Origin of the sequence: Sandaracinobacteroides sayramensis (genome assembly GCF_022014495.1) — a bacterium.
GTDB lineage: Bacteria > Pseudomonadota > Alphaproteobacteria > Sphingomonadales > Sphingomonadaceae > Sandaracinobacteroides > Sandaracinobacteroides sayramense.
This window is the reverse complement of sequence record NZ_JAKLSQ010000015.1, coordinates 42,835-63,884: the sequence shown is the minus strand read 5'-3', so window position 1 is coordinate 63,884 and position 21,050 is coordinate 42,835. Positions and strand designations below refer to the sequence as shown.

Here is a 21,050-nt window from a genome sequence, read left to right as displayed (position 1 = left end):
AGCGGTCGCAGCGCGAAGCTGCCCGCGGTATGTGGACGCGCGCCCGTCAAAGCGCCGTCTCGTTGGTTTCGCCGGTGCGGATCCGCACCACCCCGGCCATGTCGAAGACGAAGATCTTGCCGTCGCCGATGGCGCCCGTGTGCGCCGCCTGCTGGATCGCCTCCACGGCCCGCGCGGCGAGATCGGCGGGAATGGCGATTTCCAGCTTCAGCTTGGGCACCATGTTCGTGCTGTATTCCGCGCCCCGGTAGATTTCGGTCTGGCCCTTCTGCCGCCCGAACCCCTTCACTTCGGTCACGGTCAGGCCAGCGACGCCCAGCGCCAGCAGCGCCTCGCGGACGTCGTCGAGCTTGAACGGCTTGATGACGGCGACAATGAACTTCACGGCGGCCGATCCCCTTTCCAGCTTCTCCCGGCGGACGCGAATGCGCCCGCAAGGACAAGCCCATGCAGGAAGCGTGCCAAGTTCAAATTCCTCTTGCAGTGCAGCAAAAGGGAAAGAAGTCTGCTTAATTAAAAGGCATGCTCAAATCGGCGTGAAACATGCTGCCTTATTTTCAGGCAGTTCCGCCCACCGTCAGCCCTTCGACCCGCAAGGTCGGCTGCCCGACGCCCGCCGGCACCGATTGCCCGCCCTTGCCGCAGGTGCCGATGCCTTCGTCCAGCGCCATGTCGTTGCCGATGGCGGAAATCCGCCGCATCACCTCGGGGCCGTTGCCGATCAGCGTCGCCCCCTTCACCGGCGCGCCGATCTTCCCATCCTCGATCCGGTAGGCCTCGGTGCAGGAAAAGACGAACTTGCCCGACACGATGTCCACCTGCCCGCCGCCGAAGCTCTTGGCGTAAAGCCCCTTCTTCACGCCGCGCAGGATCTCGCCCGGATCCTCGCGGCCGGCGGTCATGAAGGTGTTGGTCATGCGCGGCATCGGCGCGTGGCGGAAGCTCTCCCGCCGGCCGTTGCCGGTCGGCTCCACGCCCATCAGCCGGGCGTTCATCCGGTCCTGCATATAAGCCTTCAGGATTCCGTCCTCGATCAGCACCGTCCGCCCGGTCGGAGTCCCCTCGTCGTCCACGCTCAGCGACCCGCGCCGGTCCGGCAGCGAGCCGTCGTCGATCACCGTCACGCCCGGCGAGGCCACCCGCTCCCCCACCTTGCCGGAAAAGGCGGAGCTGCCCTTGCGGTTGAAATCGCCTTCCAGCCCATGGCCCACCGCCTCGTGCAGCAGGATTCCCGGCCAGCCCGGCCCCAGCACCACCGGCATCTCGCCGGCCGGCGCCGCCACGCTCTCCAGATTGGTCAGCGCCTGCGCCAGCGCCAGATCGATCGCCCGCTCCCACTCGGCCGGATCGAACAGCCTGTCGTAAAGATGCCGCCCGCCCAGCCCCCAACTCCCGGACTCGCGCCGGCCGTCGCGTTCGGCGACGATCCCCACGTTCAGCCGCACCAGCGGCCGCACGTCGCTCACCCGCTGCCCGTCGGCGCGGACGATCTCCACATGGCTCCAGCTCGCGGCCATGCTGGCGGTCACCTGCACCACCTTCGGGTCGCGCGCCCGCGCCACGGCGTCGATCTTCTCCAGCAGCGCCACCTTGTCGGCGAAGGGCACGGCGGAAAGCGGATCGGCATCGGTGTAGAGCCGCCGGTTGGTCCCCAGCGGCGCCGGCGCGGGCGCCACATCGCCGCCCTTCACCACCGCCAGCGTCTCCGCCGCCCGGCGGATGGCGGGCGCGGAAATCTCATTGGCATGGGCGTAGGCGCTCACCTCGCCCGCCACGCCGCGCAGGCCGAAGCCGCGGCTCTGGTCGAAGCTTGCCGTCTTCAGCCGCCCGTCGTCGAAGGCGAAGCTCTCGGAGGCGGCAATCTGAAGATAGAGTTCCCCATCCTCCATGCCCTCCAGCGCCTCGCGCGTCAGCCGCGCCGCTTCGCCGGGGTCGAGATCGGTGTAGAGAAGGCTTTGCATGCCCCCGACATAGGGCGTCGGGGCGAAAGGCGAAAGGCCGCCCGCTTTCCCCAGGCCGGGAAGCGATACAAGCCCTTGCCGTATTTCCCCGTCACCCCGAACTTTCCGTCACCCCGGGCCTGACCCGGGGTCCAGCTTTTCCACTGGCGCCGCGCTCGAGGCAGAAAGCCGGCCAAGCCCGGCGTGAAGAGCCCCAGCCTAATGCTGGTCGCCGCCGCCATCGCCTTCCAGCACGAATCGCCGGTCGCAATAGGGGCAGTCGACATAGCCGCGCGCGTCGATCTCCAGCCAGATGCGGGGATGGCCGAGCGCCCCCTCGTCGCCATCGCAGGCGACACGGCGGCTGTGGACGATGCGCGTTTCGGGCGGCTGCGGGGCGGTGCTCATGGCGCCGCTCTCTAGCCTCTTCGGCCGGCGGCGAAAAGGGGCCGCGCCGCCTCCGCCGGCGTTCCGAAATCTGCCGCCTCCATCGGCGTTCCGAAAGTGCCGCCTCCGCCGGCGTGGCAAACCAGCCACACCGAAGGCGCGTCACCCGAACGCAACAGATTTGACGCTGCACTGCAACATGACGGGCGCAGGGCGCCAGCCAAACGAACGCCCCAAGATCGCACATCCCTGAGAGGACTTCCATGAAACCCGCCCTGCTTCCCGCCGCCTCGCTCCTGGCTCTCGCCATCGCCGCCCCCGCCTGGGCGCAGCAGGTCGACGGCGACGGCGGAGCGCTGGAAGACATCATCGTCACCGCGCAGAAGCGCGACCAGCGGATCGTCGACGTGCCCGTCAACGTCACCGCCTGGAGCGGCGACAGCCTGCAGCGCATGGGCATCACCCAGATGAACGAGCTGTCGGCCTTCGTCCCGGGCCTCAACATCCAGGAGCAGTCGGCCAACAACCCCGGCTTCGTCATCCGCGGCATCACTTCGGATTCCGGCTCGGCGCAGGAAGCCGCCCGGGTCACCGTCTATTACAACGGCGTCGACGTCAGCCGCTCGCGCGGCTCCTATTTCGACCTGTTCGACATCCAGCGGGTCGAAGTGGTGAAGGGCCCGCAGGCGACCCTGTTCGGAACCGCCGCCGCCATCGGCGCCGTCTCGGTGATCCCGAACCCGGTCGGCGACGATGTCTCGGGCGAGATTCGCGGCGCGCTCGGCAATTTCAACCAGCGCATGATCGCCGGCCACGCCAACATCGCCAATGAAATGCTCGGCCTGCGCGTCGCCTTCGCCTGGAAGAAGCGCGACGGCGTGGTGGAGAATATCGCCGGCGGCACCCCCAATGGCACGGTCGAGCAGGACGATCTGAACGGCCAGGACCAGCGCGGAGTCCGCGTCTCGCTGAAGCTCGATCCGGAAGGCCCGGTCCGCGCCGACCTCGTCTACAGCTACGACGGCCAGCGCAACCCCGGCACCTCCTTCAAGTCCGGCACGCTGAACCCCTATGGCGGCGACACCTCGCCCTACAGCTTCGCCGAACTGGGCGGCTCGCCCTATTCGAAGCAGGTGCTGGGCATGGAGAAGCTCGGCCTCCGGCGCGACGTGCACGATCTCAACTTTACCGCCCGCTACACGCCGGACGACAGCCCCTGGTCCACCGTCCACATCTTCGGCTACCGCGAGTTCAACTCGCTCGAAGTGTTCGACGCCGACGGCACGGGCGCCTGGTTCCTGGAATTCGCCGAAGACGCGCGCGGCAGCCAGTTCAGCCACGAAAGCCGCGTGAACTATGAAGGAGAGCGGTTCCGCGCCTTCGCCGGCTTCAACTGGTTCTGGGAACAGGGCACCCAGCGCGTGCCCTTCTCCACGGAAGAAGGCACCTACATCCAGTGCGTGCTGAGGGTGATCCCCAACGTGCCCTGCGTCGACTCGAACGGCGTCGTCACCGCCGCGCAGGCGACCGCGATGCTCACGGGCGGCGCGCTGCAGGCCATCCCCTATTCCTCCGTCTACCAGAACGGCGGCGAGAATGAGCTTGTCAGCGTCTTCGCCGACGCCTCCTTCGACGTCACCCCCTGGCTGGAACTGACGGCCGGCGGCCGGCTGCTGTGGGAAGTGCGCCGCTCCAGCTATTTCTCCGACCAGCCGAAGTCGGTGCTGTCCCAGGCGCTGATTCCGGGCGGCATCTCGCTCTTGCCCTTCGCCGGCACCAACGGCCAGATTTTCACCGCACGCCAGACCAACAACGCCTTCCTGCCGCGCTTCAACGCCCTCGTCCGCTTCTCGGAAGGGCTGAACGGCTATGCCACCGTTTCCAAGGGCCGCCGCAGCCCGGTGGTGCAACTGAACGCGGAAGACACGGCCGGCGGCCCGGTCGCCAAACGCACCGACATCCCGGCCGAAACCGTCTGGAACTATGAAGGCGGGGTGAAGGCCTCGCTCGGCGCCTTCGGCGGCAGCCTCGGCATCTTCTACCAGACCTACGACAATTTCCAGGTCAGCGTGATCGAGGACGGGCAGGCCGTCACCCGCAACGCCGGCTCGGCCACCAACTTCGGAGTCGAGGCGGAAGCGAACTGGCGTCCGTCGGGCTACATCAGCCTGTTCGCCAACGGCGCCTGGATCAACGCCAAGATCGACGAGAAGGAAGCGAACGGCCAATTCGGCGGCAACCGCTTCCGCCTGCAGCCCGAATGGCAGGCCGCCGCCGGGGCGGACTTCCGCATGCCGCTCGGCAACGACCTCTCCGCCTTCATCACCCCCACCCTCACCTACCGCAGCAAGATCTATTTCGAGGTGCCCAACAGCGAGGCGATCTCGCAAGGCCCGGTGGCGCTCGTCAACCTGCGCGCCGGCTTCGAGGGGCAGGGCGGCCGCTGGCAGGTGACGGGCTTCGTCTCCAACCTCTTCGACCGGGAGTATCTGATCGACGCCGGCAACACCGGCGGCTCCTTCGGCACCCCCACCTTCATCCGCGGCAACCCGCGCCTGGGCGGCGTGGAGCTCGCCTTCCGCTTCTGATCGTCGCGCCAGCCGGGCTACGGCGGGCGGGCAACCCGCCGAAGCCCGGCCGATCGCCCACCCGCAGTTCGTCGACGCGGGACCGGCGTTCGTCGAACCGCCTGCAATCGGCAGAGCCTCCCCCGCCCTCCGTCGAGGCGGCCGCGACAGCCGCCCGGCGGCACGGCACAAGCGGGCCATGGTGCTGCCGGATCGCCAATCCCCTCTCGAGCGGACCCGGCAGCACCTCCTCAACAGGAGAACCCCGATGCGCACCTCTTTCGCCCCGCTTGCCCTCGCCGCCGCAATCGTCATCACCTTCGCGCAGACGGCCGCCTTCGCCGCCCCGGCGGACGTCGCCCCGCGCAGCCTGGAAGTGACCACCCGCGGCCTCAATCTCGCCAACCCCGCCGACGTCGCCGCGCTCGATGTCCGCATCAACCGCGCCGCCCGCGCCGTCTGCAACGCCGGCGACTGGCGCAACCTGAAGGCGGTGTCCGAGCGCGCCGCCTGCCAGGCCACCGCCATCGCCTCGGCCGCGCCGAAGAAGGAGCAGCTGGTGGCGCTGGCGCAATCCGGCCAGGTCGCCAGCCGCAACCAGATCAGCGTCGCCGCCACCGATTGAACGGCCGTTCCACCAGTCAGTCCAAACTGGCCCGTCCCCGCAACCGGGGGCGGGCCTTTTCTTGGTTATTGTGCAGTTTTATCAACCGAATTGTGCGGTCGCCGACCTGACACTGGACATTTNGGTGCTGGAGAAAGAAAGCTGGACCCCGGGTCAAGCCCGGGGTGACGAGGGAGTTTCATCACCGGCGCTTTCCACCAGAATCGACATTCGCCGCCTGGGTTTGCAAACCGCACAATCCCCTTGTCCTTTTCCCCGCCCGCTTCCTTGCGGCGTCAGGCCACCGCCACCCGCAGCCGCAGCCCGATCGCCGGGCCATGGCCGCGCGCCCACTCCGGCGCATCCTCCAGCGCCATGTCGGCGCGCCAGCCGGCGCCGCCCAGCACCGGCCGACCGTCTATGTCGATGGCGGCCGCCTCGATCACCCGCGTCGCCGCCAGCAGCCCTTCCGCCTCGCCGCGCAGCAGCAGCAGGAAGATCCAGCTCAGCGTCGTCGACTGGTCGGCCAGATGCCGCCCGGTCATCTTCGAAACGTCCGGCACCGGGGACATGGCGTGCACCAATATCCTGAGCACCGGCCCGTCGCCCGCAGGCCCGTCGCCCAGCTCCACCGGATGGTGCAGCACTTCGGTCAGGCGGGCGGCAAGGGCGGACAGGGCTTCGGCGGCGATCATCGGGCTTCCTTCTTCGGTTTCGCCTTTCCATATCCCGGCATCGCCCCGCCGCGAAAGACGCCGCGAAAGCCGCCGCTCAAACCAGATCGTCGGGCACGAACCAGTTCGGCCGCCCGCGCCGCCGCACGCGGGCCAGCCGATAGGGCAGGATGAAGCCGTCGCGCTCTTCCGGCGGCTTTCCAAGATTGGCCTCCGCCTGCGCCCGCCACAGCGCCAGCCCCTCGCCCGGCGCTGGCACCTCCTCCGGCTTCCTTTCCAGAAGCTGCCCCCACAAGCGGCGCCGGAAAACCCCCACGCTCGCCGCATCCTCCCACAGAAGCCCGAATTCCGAATCCCAGCCGAAGCTCCGCCCGTTCATGTTGGCGGAGGAGACCAGCGCCAGCCGGTCGTCGGCGATCAGCAGCTTGGAATGCACATAGATCATCCCCGCGCCGAAGGCGGCGCCGCCATCTTCCACCAGCGCCCTCTCCTCGTCCGTCAGCGCCGATTTGCGCCCCAGCGCGAACAGCCCCACCCGATCGCCCAGCCGCCGCTTCAACCGCCCGACCGCCTTCGCCTGCAGCCATTCGCCATGCTGGTGCGCCGGGTTGCCGCCCTGCCCGTCGAACGCCACTTCCTCCGGCGCCTGCGGCATCACCAATATCACTTCCAGCTTCGGGTTGCGCCGCGCGGCTTCCACGATCCACCCCGCCGCCCGGCGCGAGCGGAAGAACTGCGCCTCGATATAGAGCGTCCGCTCGGCGGCGAAGATCAGCGCCCGGTGCGCCTGCATCAGCTCGCGGATGTGCCGCGAAGGCCCCAGCGCGAACATCTGCCGAGACTTGCGCGATTGCGTGCGCAGCACCTGCCCCCGCGCCGCGCCGCCCTCCACCGCCGGCGGCAGGGGAATCGCCTCGGGCATCGGGTCCAGCGGGTCGATCACCAGCTCCCGGTCCACGCCCCGCAGCCAGTGGCTGGTGATCTCGCGGAATCGCGGCAGCTCGAAATTCCACAGCCGGCGGAAATGCTCGGCGGCGTCGCCGGCCGCCGGCCCCTCCAGCTTCACGCTCACATCGTGCCAGGTCTCGGGCGCCGGCTGGTTGTAGCGCCGGGTTTCCCAGCGCCGCTCGTCCACGTCCAGCCCGCCGATGATCGCCACCTGATCGTCGACCACCGCGAACTTGTGGTGGTGCGTCGCCGGCCATAGCCGGGGCGCCGGCCCGCGCCGGAAGCGCGGGCGGCCATCCTCGTTCTTCACATAGCGCCACAGCCCCGGCCGCACCGCCAGCAATTCCTCGATGTCGCCGCCGCTCTCGGCGAACTCGCGCACGATCCGCCGCAGCAACAGCCCCATCGGCAGCCGCAGCAACTGCCGCATGCCCCAGCCCAGCTCGCCCGGATGCTGGCTGACGATGATCTCCAGCCGCTCCTGGTCCGGCTCCGGCAGCTCGCGCAGCACCTCGCGCAAGGCCGCGAAGCTGGACCAGCTGCTGGCGTGCAGCCGGTGCGCCACCGTCGGCTCGAAGTCGGTCAGCAGGATGCGCACCGTCACCCCCGCCATCACCCGCGCGCGGATGAGAGAGGCCCAGTCCTCCAGCCCCTCGGCCTTCGCCTCCTTCGAACGGGTGGCGGTCGCCGGATCGAACACGCGAAAGGCCAGGAACGCCCGGTCCTTCGCGCCCAGCACCAGCCGCTCCAGCTCCGGATACATTTCCGCCGCCAGCAGCAGCGGAGTCACCTTCAGCCCGCCGCGCGGCGGAAACGGCAGATCCTCCGCCGGCGAATCCCGCCGTGGCCCCCGCGACTCGGAAAGGAACACCGACCCCATCGCCGCCACTCTGGCCGAAGCCGCGGCCGGCGTCAGCCCCTGGCGATGCTGGCGCGCACGCTCGCCAGATAGGTGCGGCCGATCCGAAGCTGCTGCCCGCCCTCCATCTCCGCCGTCCAGTTGCCCTGCCCGTCGTGCGCCAGCCGGGCGATCCGCGCCCGCCGCACGATGGCGGAGCGGTGGACGCGGATGAACTCCGCCGGGTCCAGCCGCGCCTCCAGCGCGCCGATGGTCTCATGGATCAGCCAGCTCCGGTTGCCGCTGTGCAGGCGCATATAGTCCCGCTCGGCCTCGATCCGGTCGATGTCGGAAACCGCCACCCGCACCAGCTCGCCCCGGTTCGGCACCCAGAATTCGCGCGCATGTCGGCCGTCGGCCTGCGCCTCGCCGGCCGGCGCTTCGGCGGCCAGCCGCAGCCGCTCGGCCACCCGCGCCACCGCCTTTTCCAGCCGCTCGGGCGCCACCGGCTTCAGCAGATAGTCGACCGCCGCCGCATCGAAGGCCGCCACCGCGAACTGGTCGAAGGCGGTCACGAACACCACCGCCGGCGCCTTCTCCCGCCCTTCCAACGCATGCGCCACATCCAGCCCGGTCATCCCCGGCATGGCGATGTCCAGGAAGATCAGGTCTGGCGCCAAGGCGCCGATCAGCCGCAGCGCCGCCTCGCCGTCCTGCGCCGTCCCCACCAGTTGCAGGCCCGGAATGCGGGCGCACAGGATCTGCATCCGCTCGATGGCCAGCGGCTCGTCGTCCACGATCAGCGTCTTCAGGGAACTCATGCCTTCACCAGCGGCATCGACAGCCGCACCAGCCAGCCGCCGGCCGAAGGCGCCCCGGCCACGCAATGCGCCGCGTCGCCCCACAGCGCCTTCAGCCGCGCCTGTACATTGGCCAGTCCCACGCCGCAGCCCGTCTCGTTGCCGGTCGGCAGCCCCTCGCCGTCGTCGCGCACCCAAAGCTCCAGCCGGTCGCCGATCGCCTCGGCGGCGATGGTCACCGTCACCGGCCGCTGGCTGCGGGAAACGCCATATTTGATCGCATTCTCCACCAGCGGCTGCAGGATCAGCGCCGGCACCATCGCGTCCATCAACTGTTCGGGCACCAGCACCTTCACGATCAGCCGCTCGGGGAAGCGCACCTTCTCGATGTCCAGATAGAGAAGCTGCAGCTGCAATTCGTCGGCCAGAGTCACATTCTCGTTCGCCTCCCGCGTCAGCGAGGCGCGGAAGAAGGTGGAAAGGTTCAGGATCATCCGCTCCGCCTCTTCCGCCCGCTCCCGCAGCACCAGGGAAGAAAGCGAGTTCAGCGTGTTGAACAGGAAATGCGGGTTCACCTGATAGCGCAGCGCCCGCAGCTCCGCGTCCTGCGCGGCGCGGGCGTAAAGCGCCGCCTCCCGCTCCACCCGCCGCACGCGCGCCGCATACAGCAGGGCAACCCACATCACCGCCCAGGCGGCGATGAAGAAATACCATTCCAGCGCCGTGGAGGCGATCATCGCCAGCGGCGCCTCCTTCTGCTTGTAGCTGTCCATCCCGTCCAGCGCATGCGCATTGAGCGGGAAGCCGTAGAAGGCGATGTAGTTCACCGTCGCATAGGCAAAGGCCAAAGGCACGGAGGCGGCGAAGGCGATCGTCAGCAGCTTCCCCGTCCGCTGGTCCCCCATCCGCCGCAGCAGCAGGTAGAGGAGGCCGGTCAGCCCCATCGCCACCACCGTCACGATGGCGCGGCGCAGCAGCATCTCGTCCTGCGCCGGCATCATCGAAATGGCGGCCCGCGCCGTCGCCAGCAGGAAATAGACCAGCCAGAAGCCCAGGATGGAGGCGAGCGCCAGCCGCGCCCCCGGCTCCCCGCCGTCCGCCCCCCCATCCGCAACGCCACCGGCTGCCAGCGCCGCTAGCGGCTCGGGGGCATCCTCGCGCTGCGGCTCCCAGCCTGCGCCGTGCGAATGGGGCCTGAAGCCTTTGTTCATTCCGTCACATTAGAGAAACAACGCCGGCCATGCGACGCCCTTCGTCGACGGGCAATGGCGGTTGGTCGAAGCGGTTCATTTGCCGTTAACCCTGAAAATCGGCCTTCCCCAACGCCGGCCGGCAAGCTAGCACCGCCCAAAGCCCATATGAGAAGGCCGCGCGGCATGAGCATCGAGTCCGACATCATCCTGATCCAGCGCCTGGCCAACGCGGCGGACGAAGCGGTCGCCCCCTTCTTCCGCGCCAACACGAAGGTCGAGGAAAAGGCGGACCTCTCCCCCGTCACCGCCGCGGACCGCGCCGCCGAAGCCGCCATCCGCCAGATGCTGAAGCGCGACCGCCCCACCGACGGCATCTACGGAGAGGAATATGGAGTCGAGCGCGGCTCCTCCGGCCGGGTCTGGGTGATCGACCCGATCGACGGCACGCGCGGCTTCGTCGCCGGCCGCCCGCTCTACGGCACCCTCATCGCCCTCATCGAGCAGGACAAGCCGATCCTCGGCCTCCTCTCCGCCGGCGCCGCCAACGACCGCTGGCTCGGCTGCACCGTCGGCCGCCCGCAGACGACGCTGAACGGCAAGTCCGTGCGAGTCCGCCCGTGCGAGACGCTGCGCCGCGCCCGCGCCGCCTCCACCCACCCGCTCGCCTTCACCGCCGCCGGCCACGCCAGCTTCCAGCGCGTCGGCCGCTCCGTCGCCGACATGCTGTTCGGCGGAGACTGCCACAACTACGGCCTGCTGGCCGCCGGCCACCTCGACCTCGTGATGGAAGAAGGGCTGAAACCCTATGACTGGGCCGCCCTCGTCCCCATCATCCAGGGCGCCGGCGGCCTCATCACCGACTGGCACGGCAAGCCGCTCTCCCTCACCAGCGAAGGCCACGTGCTGGCCGCCGGAGACCACCGCACCCACCGCGAGGCGCTGGAGCGGATCTGAGCAGGCTTCGCCACCCCGTCGCCGGACGGCGATAAAGAGAAGTCCGAAGGGGCCTTGCCCCTTCACCCCAGCAGGGGCGTGACGCCCCTGCACCCCCGATCCTCAACAATCACCACCCGTCACCCCGGGCTTGACCCGGGGTCCAGCTTCTCAGCACCCAGCGCCCGCCAACAATTCCAAAAGCCTGCGGCGCAAGAAGGCAAAAAGCCCCTCGCCTGTCAGGGGAGGGGTTGGGGTGGGGTGCGAGCGTCCCACACCCACAAGGCAAGAAACAAAAACCAGCGCCGCAGGCAATCAAGCCCCACCACCAACCCAACCGCCCCAATCCCCCACAACCAAACGAAAAGAGGGTGCAGGGAAATCATTTCCCTGCCGGGGTGAAGGGGCAGAGCCCCTTCGAAAACCGCGCCAGCAACTCACCCCAAGCGGATCAGCACCACCCGCCCAACATCTCCCTCAAGCACCTCCTCGCCCACCCGCCGCGCCGCGTCGCGGCGCACCAGCGCCAGCACTTCGGCGGGCACGCCCGGTTCCTGGATCACCAGGTCGGCCTGCGCCATCAACCGCAGTTCGCGCAGCGTCAACGCTTCGGCGCCGCCTTCGCCAACCTGGATGGTGTCGAAGCGGTCTTCCGGCTGGTAGCCCCCGGCCAGAGCAAGCGAAATGGCCTCCGCCGGATCGGCGACCGAAGCCAGCGGATCAAGCGCCCCCCCCGGCGCCAGCAGCCGCGCCCAGAAACCCCGCCGGTCGGCCACCTCCGGGTGGGCAGCGGAAACGGAGGGCCGCGCCTGCCGGATGGCGTTGGCCAGCGCCCCCAGCCCCACCGGCAGGAACAGCTCCAGCCGCTCCTTCAGCGCCTTGGCGAGGCTGGCGGACGCGCCGCCGGTGCCGACCGCCGCCACCACCGGGGAGCGGTCGACGATCGCCGGCACGAAGAAGTCGCAAAGCTCCGGCCGGTCGGCCACATTCACCAGCAGCCCTCCGGCGCGAAGCCGGGCGGCTGCCTCCTCGGCCCCCTCCGCCAGCGCCACGAAGGCGAGGCGCACGCCGGGCTCCACTTCCGCCACCGGCTCGCCGCCGGCCTCGCGCACCAGCCGCGCCTTCGCCTCCGCCGCTTCGCCCTCGCCCAGCAGCAGCACTTTCGCGCCCTGCAACCGATGGAAGAGCGGCAGGCTTTCCATCAGCGGACGTTCGCGTCCAGCCAGGCCCTGACCGCCGGGCCGATGTCCGGCCGCGCCAGCGCCAGCGCGATATTGGCGGTCACATGGCCGGCCTTGTCGCCGCAGTCGAAGCGGGCGCCCGAGTAGGTGTAGGCGTGGAAGGGCTGGCGGCCGATCAGCTGCGCCAGCGCGTCCGTCAGCTGGATCTCGCCGCCGGCCCCACGCCTGCCCTCGGCCAGCAGCGCCATGCATTCCGGCTCGATCAGATAGCGGCCCACGGCGGCGAGGCGCGAGGGCGCCGTCCCGGGCTTGGGCTTCTCCACGAAGCCCTTCACTTCCGTCAGCGCCCCATGGCTGGCGCCGGGGTCGACGATTCCATAGCGATGGGTTTCCTTTTCCGGCACTTCCATCACCGCGATCACCGTTCCGCCCACCTCGTTGCGGGCGCGCACCATCTGCGCGAGACAGGGGTCCGTGGGGTTCCACAGCAACTCATCCGGCAGCAGCACGGCGAAGGGCTCGTCGCCGGTGATGTGGCGCGCGCACCAGACGGCATGGCCAAGCCCCGCCGGCTCCTGCTGGCGCACATAGGCGATGCTTCCGGGCGACAGCCGCGTGCCTTCCAGCACCCGCAGCTCCACTTCCTTGCCGCGCGCGCGCAGCAGGTTTTCCAGTTCGGCCGCCACGTCGAAATAGTCTTCCAGCGCCGCCTTGCCCCGGCCGGTCACGAAGATCATCTGCTCGATCCCGGCGGCCAGCGCCTCGTCCACGGCATATTGCAGCAGCGGCCGGTCGACGACCGGAAGCATTTCCTTCGGCACCGCCTTGGTCGCCGGCAGGAATCGCGTGCCCATGCCCCCCACGGGAAAGACGGCTTTCTTGACTGGTTTCAAAACATGCCCCTTCTTCAAAGCCAGTCCGGCACCCGGTCGAGCGCCAGAAGTTCCTCCAATGTCTGCCTCGGCCGGATGACAGCCTGACGACTGCCGTCCACCAGCACCTCGCCCACCAGCGGGCGGGAGTTGTAGGTGCCGGCCATGGTGGCGCCATAGGCGCCCGCCGTCATCAGCGCCACCAGGTCGCCCTCTTGCAGCGGCGTCAGCCGGCGATCCTCGGCGAACATGTCCCCGGTTTCGCAGACCGGGCCGACGATCGTCGCCAGCGTTTCGCCCGGCCTCGGGCGAACCGCGCGAATATCGTGATAGACGCCATAAAGCGTCGGGCGGATAAGATCGTTCATCGCCGCGTCCAGCACCACGAAGCGCCGCGCGGCTCCCTCCTTCACCGTCACCACGCGGGAAAGCAGCACGCCGGCGTTGCCGGCGATCAGCCGCCCCGGCTCGAACATCAGCCGGATGCCCGCCCGGTCCGGCCATTCGTCGGTCACCCGCTTCACCATCGCGCCATAGTCGGCGGGGGAGGGCGGCGGCGGCAAGGCGGGGTCGTAGGGAATGCCCAGCCCGCCCCCCAGATCGACGCGCGAAACCGTCAGCCCGGCGGCGCGCAGCCGCGCCACCAGTTCGCCCAGCTTGCGATAGGCCGCCTCCAGCGGCGCCAGATCGAACAGCTGGCTGCCGATATGCGCCGCCACCCCCACGGCACGGATGCCCGGAAGCGAAGCGGCGCGGGCGTAGAGCGCCTCCGCCCTGTCCAGCGGGATTCCGAACTTGTTCTCGGCCTTGCCGGTGGAGATCTTCGCCAGCGTCCGCGCGTCCACGTCGGGGTTCACGCGCAGGGCGATCTCCGCCGTCCGCCCGCTCCGCGCCGCCACGGCCGAAAGCCGTTCCAGCTCGCCTTCGCTTTCCACATTCAGTTGCAGGATTCCGGCTTCCAGCGCCGCTTCCATCTCCGGATCGGTCTTGCCGACGCCGGAAAAGACGATGCGGTCGGCGGGAATGCCGGCGGCCAGCGCCCGGCGCATCTCGCCCTCGGAAACCACATCGGCGCCCAGCCCCTCCTGCCCCAGCAGCTTCAGCACGGCGATATTGGGGTTGGCCTTCACCGCGAAGGCGACGAGCGGCCGGTCAAGCGCCGAAAGCGCTTGCTGGAACACCCGCGCATGCCGCCGCAAGGTGCCGGCGGAATAGACATAGACGGGCGTGCCTACGGCCTCGGCGATCGCCGACAGCGGCACATCTTCGGCGAACATCTCGCCGCCGCGAATCTCGAAATGGTCCATCAGCGTTCCGGTGCGATCTCGGCCGGGCGCGCGTCCGGCTTCGGAAGCGGGTCGCCGGGGAAGGGAATGGGGGTGCCGCCGGCCGTGCCTTCGGGCGGCAGGCTGAACGGGTCGTCGCGGCGCTGCTCCAGCTTCACGGTCAGGTCGTCGACCCGCTGCGGGCGGGCGGCCGCCGGCACCTGCAGCCCGGCTTCCACCTGCCGCCGCTCGGCGGCGCGGGCCGCCTTCTGCTCGTCCTTCGTCAACGCCGGGTCCGGCGGCTCCAGCCGAGTCACCGCGCTCTTGTAGCCGCAGGCGGACAGCAGCAGCGCGCCCAGCGGCAGCAGGAATCTCAGCTCCACGCCGGCACCTCCCGCAGGGCGGTTTCCGCCGCTTCCTTCACCCGCGCCGGCGCCGTGCCGCCAAGGCTGGTCCGGCTGGAGACGCTCGCCTCCACGCTCAGCACATCGAACACCTGCCCGTCGATTCGCGGGTCGATCCCCCGCAAGGCCTCCAGCGACAACCCGTCCAGTTGCACGCCGGCCTCTTCCGCCGCCTTCACCGCGCGGCCGGTGATATGGTGCGCCTCGCGGAAGGGCACGTCCGCCTCGCGCACCAGCCAGTCGGCAAGGTCGGTGGCGGTGGAAAAGCCGCTCGCCGCGCTCGCCCGCATCCGCTCCGGCACGAAGCCGATCGTCTCCATCATCCCCGCCATCGCCGCCAGGCTCAGCTCCAGCAGATCATGCGCCTCGAACACCGGCTCCTTGTCGTCCTGCATGTCCTTGGAATAGGCCAGCGGCAGGCCCTTCATCGTCACCATCAGCCCGGTCATCAGCCCCAGGATCCGCCCGGAATGGCCGCGCACCAGCTCGGCGGCGTCCGGGTTCTTCTTCTGCGGCATGATGGACGAGCCGGTCGACCACTGGTCCGGCAGCCGCACCCAGCCGAAGGGCTGGCTGGCCCAGAGGATGATCTCCTCCGCCAGCCGCGACAGGTGCAGCGCGCACTGCGCGGCGGAGGTCAGATATTCGATGGCGAAATCCCGGTCGGAGACGCTGTCGAGCGAATTGGCGGTCGGCCGCTCGAAGCCCAGCGCCGCCGCCGTCTGCTGCCTATCAATAGGAAAGCCGGTCCCCGCCAGCGCCGCCGCGCCCAGCGGGCACTGGTTCAGCCGCGCCCGGGCGTCGGCGAAGCGGCCGAAGTCCCGCTTCAGCATCTCCACATAGGCCAGCAGATGGTGCCCCAGCGTCACCGGCTGCGCCACCTGCAGATGGGTGAAGCCCGGAAGCACCGTCTCGCGATGCTCCAGCGCCCGGGCCGCCAGCACGCCGGCCAGCGCGCGGATCGCGGCCAGATGGCCGTCTATCGCATCGCGCACCCACAGGCGGAAGTCGGTCGCCACCTGGTCGTTGCGGCTGCGCGCGGTGTGCAGCCGCCCGGCGTCCGGCCCGATCAGCTCGGCCAGCCGGCTTTCCACCGTCATGTGGATGTCCTCGCGGGCGATATCCACCGGCACGCCGCCGGCGGCATATTCCGCCTCGATGCGCCGCAGCCCGTCGGCGATTCGCGCCGCCGCCCCGGCGTCGATGATGCCTTTCGCCGACAGCATCGCCACATGCGCCAGGCTGCCGGCGATGTCCTGCCGCCACATGCGCTTGTCGAAGGGGATGGAGGCATTTATCTCGGCCATCACCGCCGCGGGCCCGCCTTCGAACCGCCCGCCCCAAAGCGCATTGGCCCCCGCCGGGCTCGCCGCGCCAGAGTCGTTGCCGGAGGTTCCCATGAAGCCTGCCCTCATCCTGTCCATGTCGGTCCTGCTGGCGGCCTGCCAGCAGCAGCAGCCGAGCCCTAAGGCCGAACCGCAGGCCCCGCAAGCGGCCGAGGCGGAGCCGGCGGCGGCAAAGCCGGGTTTCGACCGCAGCCACGCCGGCCGGCCGGCCCCCGCGCTGGCGCTGGAAACCAACCCGGACGGCGCCACCGAAACCATCGCCGACATCCTGCGCGCCAATCCGGGCCGCAAGCTGCTGGTCAACCTCTGGGCCACCTGGTGCGCGCCCTGCCTGAAAGAGCTGCCCACCCTCGACACACTCGCCGCCGACACGAAGGGCAAGCTCCTCGTCGTCCCCATCAGCCAGGACATGGAGGGGTGGCGCGCCGTCTCCAAGGCCTTCACCGCCGACAGATATCCGAACCTAGAAACCCGGGTCGAAAGCGGCATGCAGTTCGGCTTCGAGTTGAAGGCGAAGGGCCTGCCGCTCACCATCCTCTACGACGAGAAGGGCCAGGAAGTCTGGCGCTACGCCGGCGACCGCGACTGGGCCTCGCCCGAATCGCGGGCGATGCTCGGGCTTTGAAACCCGCCATTGCAGGCATGCAATGATAATGCGGTTGACTTGCAATATCGCCCCAACTAGGCGCGGCCCCAGATCAAAAAGGGGTCAACATGCGCCATATCCTGCTTTTCTCCTCGTCGCTTCTTGCCGCCACGCTGATTCCGGCCGCCGCCCGCGCCGGCGAAGCGCCGGAAGCCGCTGAGGCGCAGCCCACAGACGACATCATCGTCACCGGGGAGAAATTCCACCGCTCGCTGCAGGAAACCACCGCCTCGGTCGGCGTCACCACCTCGCGCCGCATCGAGGAGGAGGCGATCCAGACCCTGCAGGACGTGTTCGAGCGCACGGTCAACGTCTCCGAAACCTATGGCAATTCGGGCTTCACCATCCGCGGCATCTCCAACCGCGGCGTCTCGGGCGGCGGCGACGCCGCCACCGCCACCGTCTTCGTCGATGGGGCGCCCCTCATCCAGGAAGCGATCGGCAACGGCCCGACCGACATGTGGGACGTGGCGCAGGTGGAAATCTTCCGCGGCCCGCAATCGACGCTGCAAGGGCTGAACGCGCTGGCCGGCGCCGTCCACATCCGCACCAACGACCCGACCGACGAATGGAGCCTCCGGGGCCGCGCCATCCTCGCCAGCCGCGACACGCGCAACTTCGCCATCGCCGGCGGCGGCCCGATCGTGCCGGGCGAACTCGCCTTCCGCGTCGCGGCGGAAAAGCGCAAGTCGGACGGCGACGTCTTCAACCCCACGCGCGACGCGCCGGAAAACCCGGTGGATAGCACCTCCGTCCGCGCCAAGCTGCTCTGGACCCCGTCGGCGCTCGAAGGCTTCGAGGCGCGCGCCAGCTACCAGCATTTCAAGGGCAAGAGTGGCTATATGTTCACTTACGCCAATCTCGACGTAGAGGATTATTTCAACAACCGCGAGAATCACTCGGACGCGCCCAACACCTCCGACACCAACAGCGACCAGGCGATCCTCGACCTCCGGCTGGATCTGGGCAGCGGCTTCACCCTCAGCTCGCTCACCACCTACATCGACATCGACTCGCTGCGCAGCTACGACGGCGACAACACCGCCGAGCCCATCGCCTATGGCACCAACTGGGCCGACGTCCGCACGCTCACCCAGGAACTGCGTCTCAACTACCATGGCGAGCGGCTGAGCGGCCTCGTCGGCCTCTTCTACTACAACCGGCGTCAGGATTCCGGCTCGGAAAGCCGCTCGATGGTGCCCACCCCGGAAACCACCATTTCCGGCCTGCTGCAGCAGAACGGCCTCGACGCCGCCACCGCCGCCTATATCGCCTCGCTCTATGTGGCGGCGCTGCCGCAAGTGCCGGTGGACTATTTCTCGGACTATTCCAGCAAGGTGGAAACCTTCGCCCTCTTCGCCGACGGCCGCTACGAGCTGACGGACCGCCTCTCGCTGCTGGCGGGCTTCCGCATAGACCGGGAAACCAACCGGGTCGCCCTCGACCAGGGCGCGGTCTTCGCCGGCGTCTACCCCAATCCGGCGGACTATGGCGATCTGGCGCCCGCCATCTACGCCATCAACCAGGGCGTGCAGATGCTGGTGGACCAGGCGGCCGGCGCCGCGCCCCCCACCTCGCGCACCTTCACCGCCTTCCTGCCGAAGATCGGCCTCAACATGGCGTGGACGCCCGACCTCTCCACCGCCTTCCTCGTGCAGCGCGGCTACCGCTCCGGCGGCTCCAGCGTGAACACCGCCCGCTCGCAGGCCTTCCCCTACGATCCGGAATACACCTGGAACTACGAGCTTTCGCTCCGCTCCGTCTGGCTGGACGGCGCGCTGACGGTGAACGGCAACGCCTATTACATCGACTGGAAGGACCAGCAGAGCACGGTCAACTTCGGCCTCAACCTCTACGACTACCACACGGCCAACGCCGGCCGCTCGCACCTCTACGGCTTCGAGTTGGAAGCCGCGCACCGCGTCTCGCAGGCGTTCGACTGGTACGCCGGCATCGCCCACAACCGCACCAAGTTCGACGAATTCACCACCGACGTCGGCATCGTCACCGATTTCAGCGGCATGGAATTCCCCTACGCCCCGCACTGGACGCTGTCGGCCGGCGCCAATGTCCGCTTCGGCAGCGGCTTCAGCGCCAATCTGAACGCCAACCACCGCAGCAGCGTCTTCACCGACCTCGGCCATCCGCAGTCCGACTCGCACGTCGGCGCGCGCACCCTCGTCAACGCCCGGCTGGGCTACCGGGCGGCGAACTGGGGCGTCTCCGTCTTCGCGACCAACCTGTTCGACACCGAATATATGCAATATTACAACCGCACCTATAACTCCGCGATCCTCGGCCAGCCGCGCACGCTGGGCGTCGTTCTGGAGGCCGGCTTTTGAGCGACGCCGCCTTCGCCGGGCTGATGCTGCTGATGCTCGCCGGCGGGGCGGCGGGCGCCCTCCTGCTGCGCCACGCGTGGAGACTGCGGGAAGGCAAGACCCCCTGGCGCCTCGCCGGCTGGGCTACGCTCGTCTTCACCATGGTCTGGCCGGCCTTCGCGCTGGGCCCGGCGCGCGGCCCCTTCATCGCCATCACCCTCATCTCGGCGGCGGCCTTCGCGGTCGTCGCTTCCAGCCTTCAGGTCCGCGCGGCGAAAACCCCGCGCGCCGCCCGCGCGAGGGCGAGCGGCGGCGACAGCCTCGCCCCCGAACCGGCCGAACGCCCCACCACCCCCTGGCGCACCACGCTGCGCTGGCTGCTCGCCGGCCCGATCGGCATGGTGGCGGCGATGGGCATCGGCATCTGCTACGCTGTCTGGATGCCCGGTGAAACGCAGACCCGCCTGCTGATCGGCGGCCTCATCGTCCCGGTCGTCTGGGGCGCCGCCATGGCCTGGACGCTTGCCGACAGCCGAATCCTGCGCGCCACCGCCGTCCTCGTCGGCACCGCCGTCGTCGGCTTCACCCTTGCCATCCTGAAGGGCCTTTGATGACGGCTCAACCCCGCGCCAGAAGCTTCAGCCCCTCGCCCGATTTCGTGCGCGCCGTGCTGAAGGGGCACAGCGGCCTCGGCCTCGCCTTCGCCGCCGCCCTCTATCTCGTCTGCCTCACCGGCACGCTCGCCGTCTTCGCGCGCGAATTCCAGCGCTGGGAAAACCCCACGGCCCCGCGCATGGAAAGCGTCTCGGCGGAAACGCTGAACCGCGCCTATCTCGCCGCGCTCGAAAAGGCCGGCGACGGCGTCGAGCATGTCTTCATCAACCTCCCCAACCGCGACCTCCCCTGGCTGATGGTCACCACCGAGAAGGATGGCGAGCGGGAAAGCCTGCTCGCCGACGCCGACGGGGAGCTGACGGGCGGGGCGGACATGCTCTGGTCGGAATTCCTCACCCGCCTCCACATCCACCTGCACCTGCCGCGCAGCTGGGGCGGCTTCATCGTCGGCCTCAGCGGGGTGGCGCTGCTCTCCTCGCTGATCTCGGGCATCCTCGCCCACCCGCGCATCTTCCGCGACGCCTTCCACCTGCGCCTCGGCGGCTCCCGCCGCCTGCAGGAGGCGGACCTCCACAACCGCATCGGCGTCTGGGCGCTGCCCTTCCATGTGATCGTCTCGCTGACGGGGGCGCTGCTCGGGCTGTCGATCGTCATCGTCGGCGTCCTCGGCCTCGCCCTCTTCAAGGGGGACACCGACAAGGTCTACAGCCTGTTCCTGCCGCCGCACCCGGTTGACGACCCCCGCCCGGCCCCGCCGCTCGACCTGAGGCCGATGTTCGCGCAAGCCGTCGCCCGCGCCCCGGACGGCCGGATCGAATATGTGATGCTGGAGCATCCGACGGAAATGGGCGGCGCGGCGCTCTTCAACGTCCGCACCACCCCCAACCGCATCGCCGGCGTCAGCGCCTTCGCCTTCGACCGCGAGGGAAGCCTCTACCATTCCAGCAAGGCGGAGGACTCGAACCTCGGCGAGAAGATCCTCGGCTCGCTCGGCCCGCTGCACTTCGGCTGGTTCGCCGGCTACACGGTGAAGATCGCCTATGGCATCCTCGGCCTCGGCCTCACCTATCTGGCGGCCGGCGGAGTCCATATCTGGCTCGCCCGCCGGCGGGACAAGGGCCGCCCGGCTCCCAATTGGGAGAAGGTCTGGGCGTCCGTCATCTGGGGGCAGCCGCTGGCGCTCACGGCCGCGGCCATCGCCGCCATCGGCTGGCCCACGGCGGAGCTCGTCCTGCCGATCGCCGTCTGGGGCGTCGTCAGCCTCCTCGCCCTCGCGGCGGCCTGGCCGCTCGCGCCCGCCGCCCTCTCGCGCCTCGGCCGGGGGCTGACCGGCGCGCTCCTCCTCTTCCTCACCACCTTCCACGCCATCGGCCGCCCCGGCGGAGACCCGGTGGCGACCGCCATCAACCTCTCGCTCGCGGCCGGAGGCCTGCTGCTGCTCTACACCGTGGCCCGCCCGCATCTTTCGCGTGCTCTGGTCTGAGAAACATCGCCGGGGGCGCTTCCCGCGCGCCCG

The 21,050-nt window shown here is 69.4% G+C and carries 19 protein-coding genes; 7 read left to right on the top strand and 12 right to left on the bottom strand.

The genetic code is table 11. From position 1 onward, the window contains the following. Positions 1–46: 46 nt before the first annotated feature. The 3 genes from L6Q21_RS12450 to L6Q21_RS12440 form a co-directional block, all read right to left on the bottom strand. Positions 47–385, bottom strand: a complete 339-nt coding sequence (locus tag L6Q21_RS12450) for a P-II family nitrogen regulator (RefSeq protein ID WP_237831092.1) — start codon at positions 383–385, stop codon at positions 47–49. A gap of 172 nt (positions 386–557) precedes the next feature. Next, positions 558–1,961, bottom strand: coding sequence for a metalloprotease TldD (gene tldD / locus L6Q21_RS12445; protein ID WP_237831091.1), 1,404 nt, complete (start codon positions 1,959–1,961; stop codon positions 558–560). A 198-nt stretch (positions 1,962–2,159) separates the two neighbouring features. Next, positions 2,160–2,348: a zinc-finger domain-containing protein gene (locus L6Q21_RS12440; RefSeq protein WP_237831090.1), complete on the bottom strand. Its 189-nt coding sequence runs from the start codon at positions 2,346–2,348 to the stop codon at positions 2,160–2,162. A gap of 242 nt (positions 2,349–2,590) precedes the next feature. On the opposite strand from L6Q21_RS12440, the gene L6Q21_RS12435 reads away from it, so the two are divergent. Further along, positions 2,591–4,915: a TonB-dependent receptor gene (locus L6Q21_RS12435; protein ID WP_237831089.1), complete on the top strand. Its 2,325-nt coding sequence runs from the start codon at positions 2,591–2,593 to the stop codon at positions 4,913–4,915. A gap of 247 nt (positions 4,916–5,162) precedes the next feature. Continuing rightward, entirely contained in the window at positions 5,163–5,519 is a 357-nt protein-coding gene (locus L6Q21_RS12430; protein WP_237831088.1) for a UrcA family protein, read from the top strand. 275 nt (positions 5,520–5,794) lie between these two features. Here L6Q21_RS12430 and L6Q21_RS12425 read toward each other — a convergent pair whose 3' ends face one another. The 4 genes from L6Q21_RS12425 to L6Q21_RS12410 all read right to left on the bottom strand — a co-directional run bounded on the left by L6Q21_RS12425 (position 5,795) and on the right by L6Q21_RS12410 (position 9,969). Continuing rightward, positions 5,795–6,193, bottom strand: a complete 399-nt coding sequence (locus L6Q21_RS12425) for a hypothetical protein (protein WP_237831087.1) — start codon at positions 6,191–6,193, stop codon at positions 5,795–5,797. Positions 6,194–6,269: 76 nt separating this feature from the next. After that, positions 6,270–8,000 (bottom strand): phospholipase D family protein, encoded by a 1,731-nt coding sequence (locus L6Q21_RS12420; protein ID WP_272492463.1) that lies wholly within the window; start codon positions 7,998–8,000, stop codon positions 6,270–6,272. A gap of 32 nt (positions 8,001–8,032) precedes the next feature. Further along, the gene (locus L6Q21_RS12415; RefSeq protein ID WP_237831086.1) at positions 8,033–8,779 is read right to left on the bottom strand and encodes a LytR/AlgR family response regulator transcription factor; all 747 of its coding nucleotides are present in this window, start codon (positions 8,777–8,779) and stop codon (positions 8,033–8,035) included. Then, complete coding sequence (locus L6Q21_RS12410) at positions 8,776–9,969, bottom strand: sensor histidine kinase (protein ID WP_237831085.1); 1,194 nt, start codon at positions 9,967–9,969, stop codon at positions 8,776–8,778. Before L6Q21_RS12410 ends, L6Q21_RS12415 begins: the two co-directional genes overlap by 4 nt. Before the next feature lie 165 nt (positions 9,970–10,134). Here L6Q21_RS12410 and L6Q21_RS12405 point away from each other — a divergent pair, with 165 nt between their 5' ends. Beyond that, positions 10,135–10,905: an inositol monophosphatase family protein gene (locus tag L6Q21_RS12405; protein WP_237831084.1), complete on the top strand. Its 771-nt coding sequence runs from the start codon at positions 10,135–10,137 to the stop codon at positions 10,903–10,905. Between the two features lie 416 nt (positions 10,906–11,321). Here the strand turns inward: L6Q21_RS12405 and L6Q21_RS12400 are convergent, their stop codons facing one another. The 5 genes from L6Q21_RS12400 to argH are packed head-to-tail and all read right to left on the bottom strand — an operon-like array spanning position 11,322 to position 16,006. Further along, a complete protein-coding gene (locus L6Q21_RS12400) occupies positions 11,322–12,086 on the bottom strand; it encodes a precorrin-2 dehydrogenase/sirohydrochlorin ferrochelatase family protein (RefSeq protein ID WP_237831083.1) in 765 nt (254 codons plus the stop codon). Further along, a complete protein-coding gene (locus L6Q21_RS12395; RefSeq protein ID WP_237831082.1) occupies positions 12,086–12,958 on the bottom strand; it encodes a UTP--glucose-1-phosphate uridylyltransferase in 873 nt (290 codons plus the stop codon). Before L6Q21_RS12395 ends, L6Q21_RS12400 begins: the two co-directional genes overlap by 1 nt. Positions 12,959–12,972: 14 nt before the next feature. Continuing rightward, positions 12,973–14,244 carry a diaminopimelate decarboxylase gene (gene lysA / locus L6Q21_RS12390; RefSeq protein ID WP_237831081.1) on the bottom strand — a complete coding sequence of 424 codons (1,272 nt, stop codon included), beginning with the start codon at positions 14,242–14,244 and terminating at the stop codon, positions 12,973–12,975. After that, positions 14,244–14,585, bottom strand: coding sequence for a hypothetical protein (locus L6Q21_RS12385; RefSeq protein ID WP_237831080.1), 342 nt, complete (start codon positions 14,583–14,585; stop codon positions 14,244–14,246). The genes lysA and L6Q21_RS12385 overlap by 1 nt, the downstream gene beginning before the upstream one ends. Then, positions 14,576–16,006 carry an argininosuccinate lyase gene (gene argH, locus L6Q21_RS12380; RefSeq protein WP_255696884.1) on the bottom strand — a complete coding sequence of 477 codons (1,431 nt, stop codon included), beginning with the start codon at positions 16,004–16,006 and terminating at the stop codon, positions 14,576–14,578. The genes L6Q21_RS12385 and argH overlap by 10 nt, the downstream gene beginning before the upstream one ends. Between argH and L6Q21_RS12375 the strand changes: the two genes are divergently transcribed. The 4 genes from L6Q21_RS12375 to L6Q21_RS12360 all read left to right on the top strand — a co-directional run bounded on the left by L6Q21_RS12375 (position 16,005) and on the right by L6Q21_RS12360 (position 21,017). After that, a complete protein-coding gene (locus L6Q21_RS12375; RefSeq protein ID WP_237831078.1) occupies positions 16,005–16,577 on the top strand; it encodes a TlpA family protein disulfide reductase in 573 nt (190 codons plus the stop codon). The two genes, argH and L6Q21_RS12375, sit on opposite strands and share 2 nt — an antisense overlap. Positions 16,578–16,666: 89 nt before the next feature. Next, positions 16,667–18,940, top strand: coding sequence for a TonB-dependent receptor (locus L6Q21_RS12370; RefSeq protein ID WP_237831077.1), 2,274 nt, complete (start codon positions 16,667–16,669; stop codon positions 18,938–18,940). Next, positions 18,937–19,530 (top strand): hypothetical protein, encoded by a 594-nt coding sequence (locus tag L6Q21_RS12365; protein WP_237831076.1) that lies wholly within the window; start codon positions 18,937–18,939, stop codon positions 19,528–19,530. Before L6Q21_RS12370 ends, L6Q21_RS12365 begins: the two co-directional genes overlap by 4 nt. After that, positions 19,530–21,017 (top strand): PepSY-associated TM helix domain-containing protein, encoded by a 1,488-nt coding sequence (locus L6Q21_RS12360; protein ID WP_237831075.1) that lies wholly within the window; start codon positions 19,530–19,532, stop codon positions 21,015–21,017. Before L6Q21_RS12365 ends, L6Q21_RS12360 begins: the two co-directional genes overlap by 1 nt. The last annotated feature ends 33 nt before the right edge of the window (positions 21,018–21,050 follow it).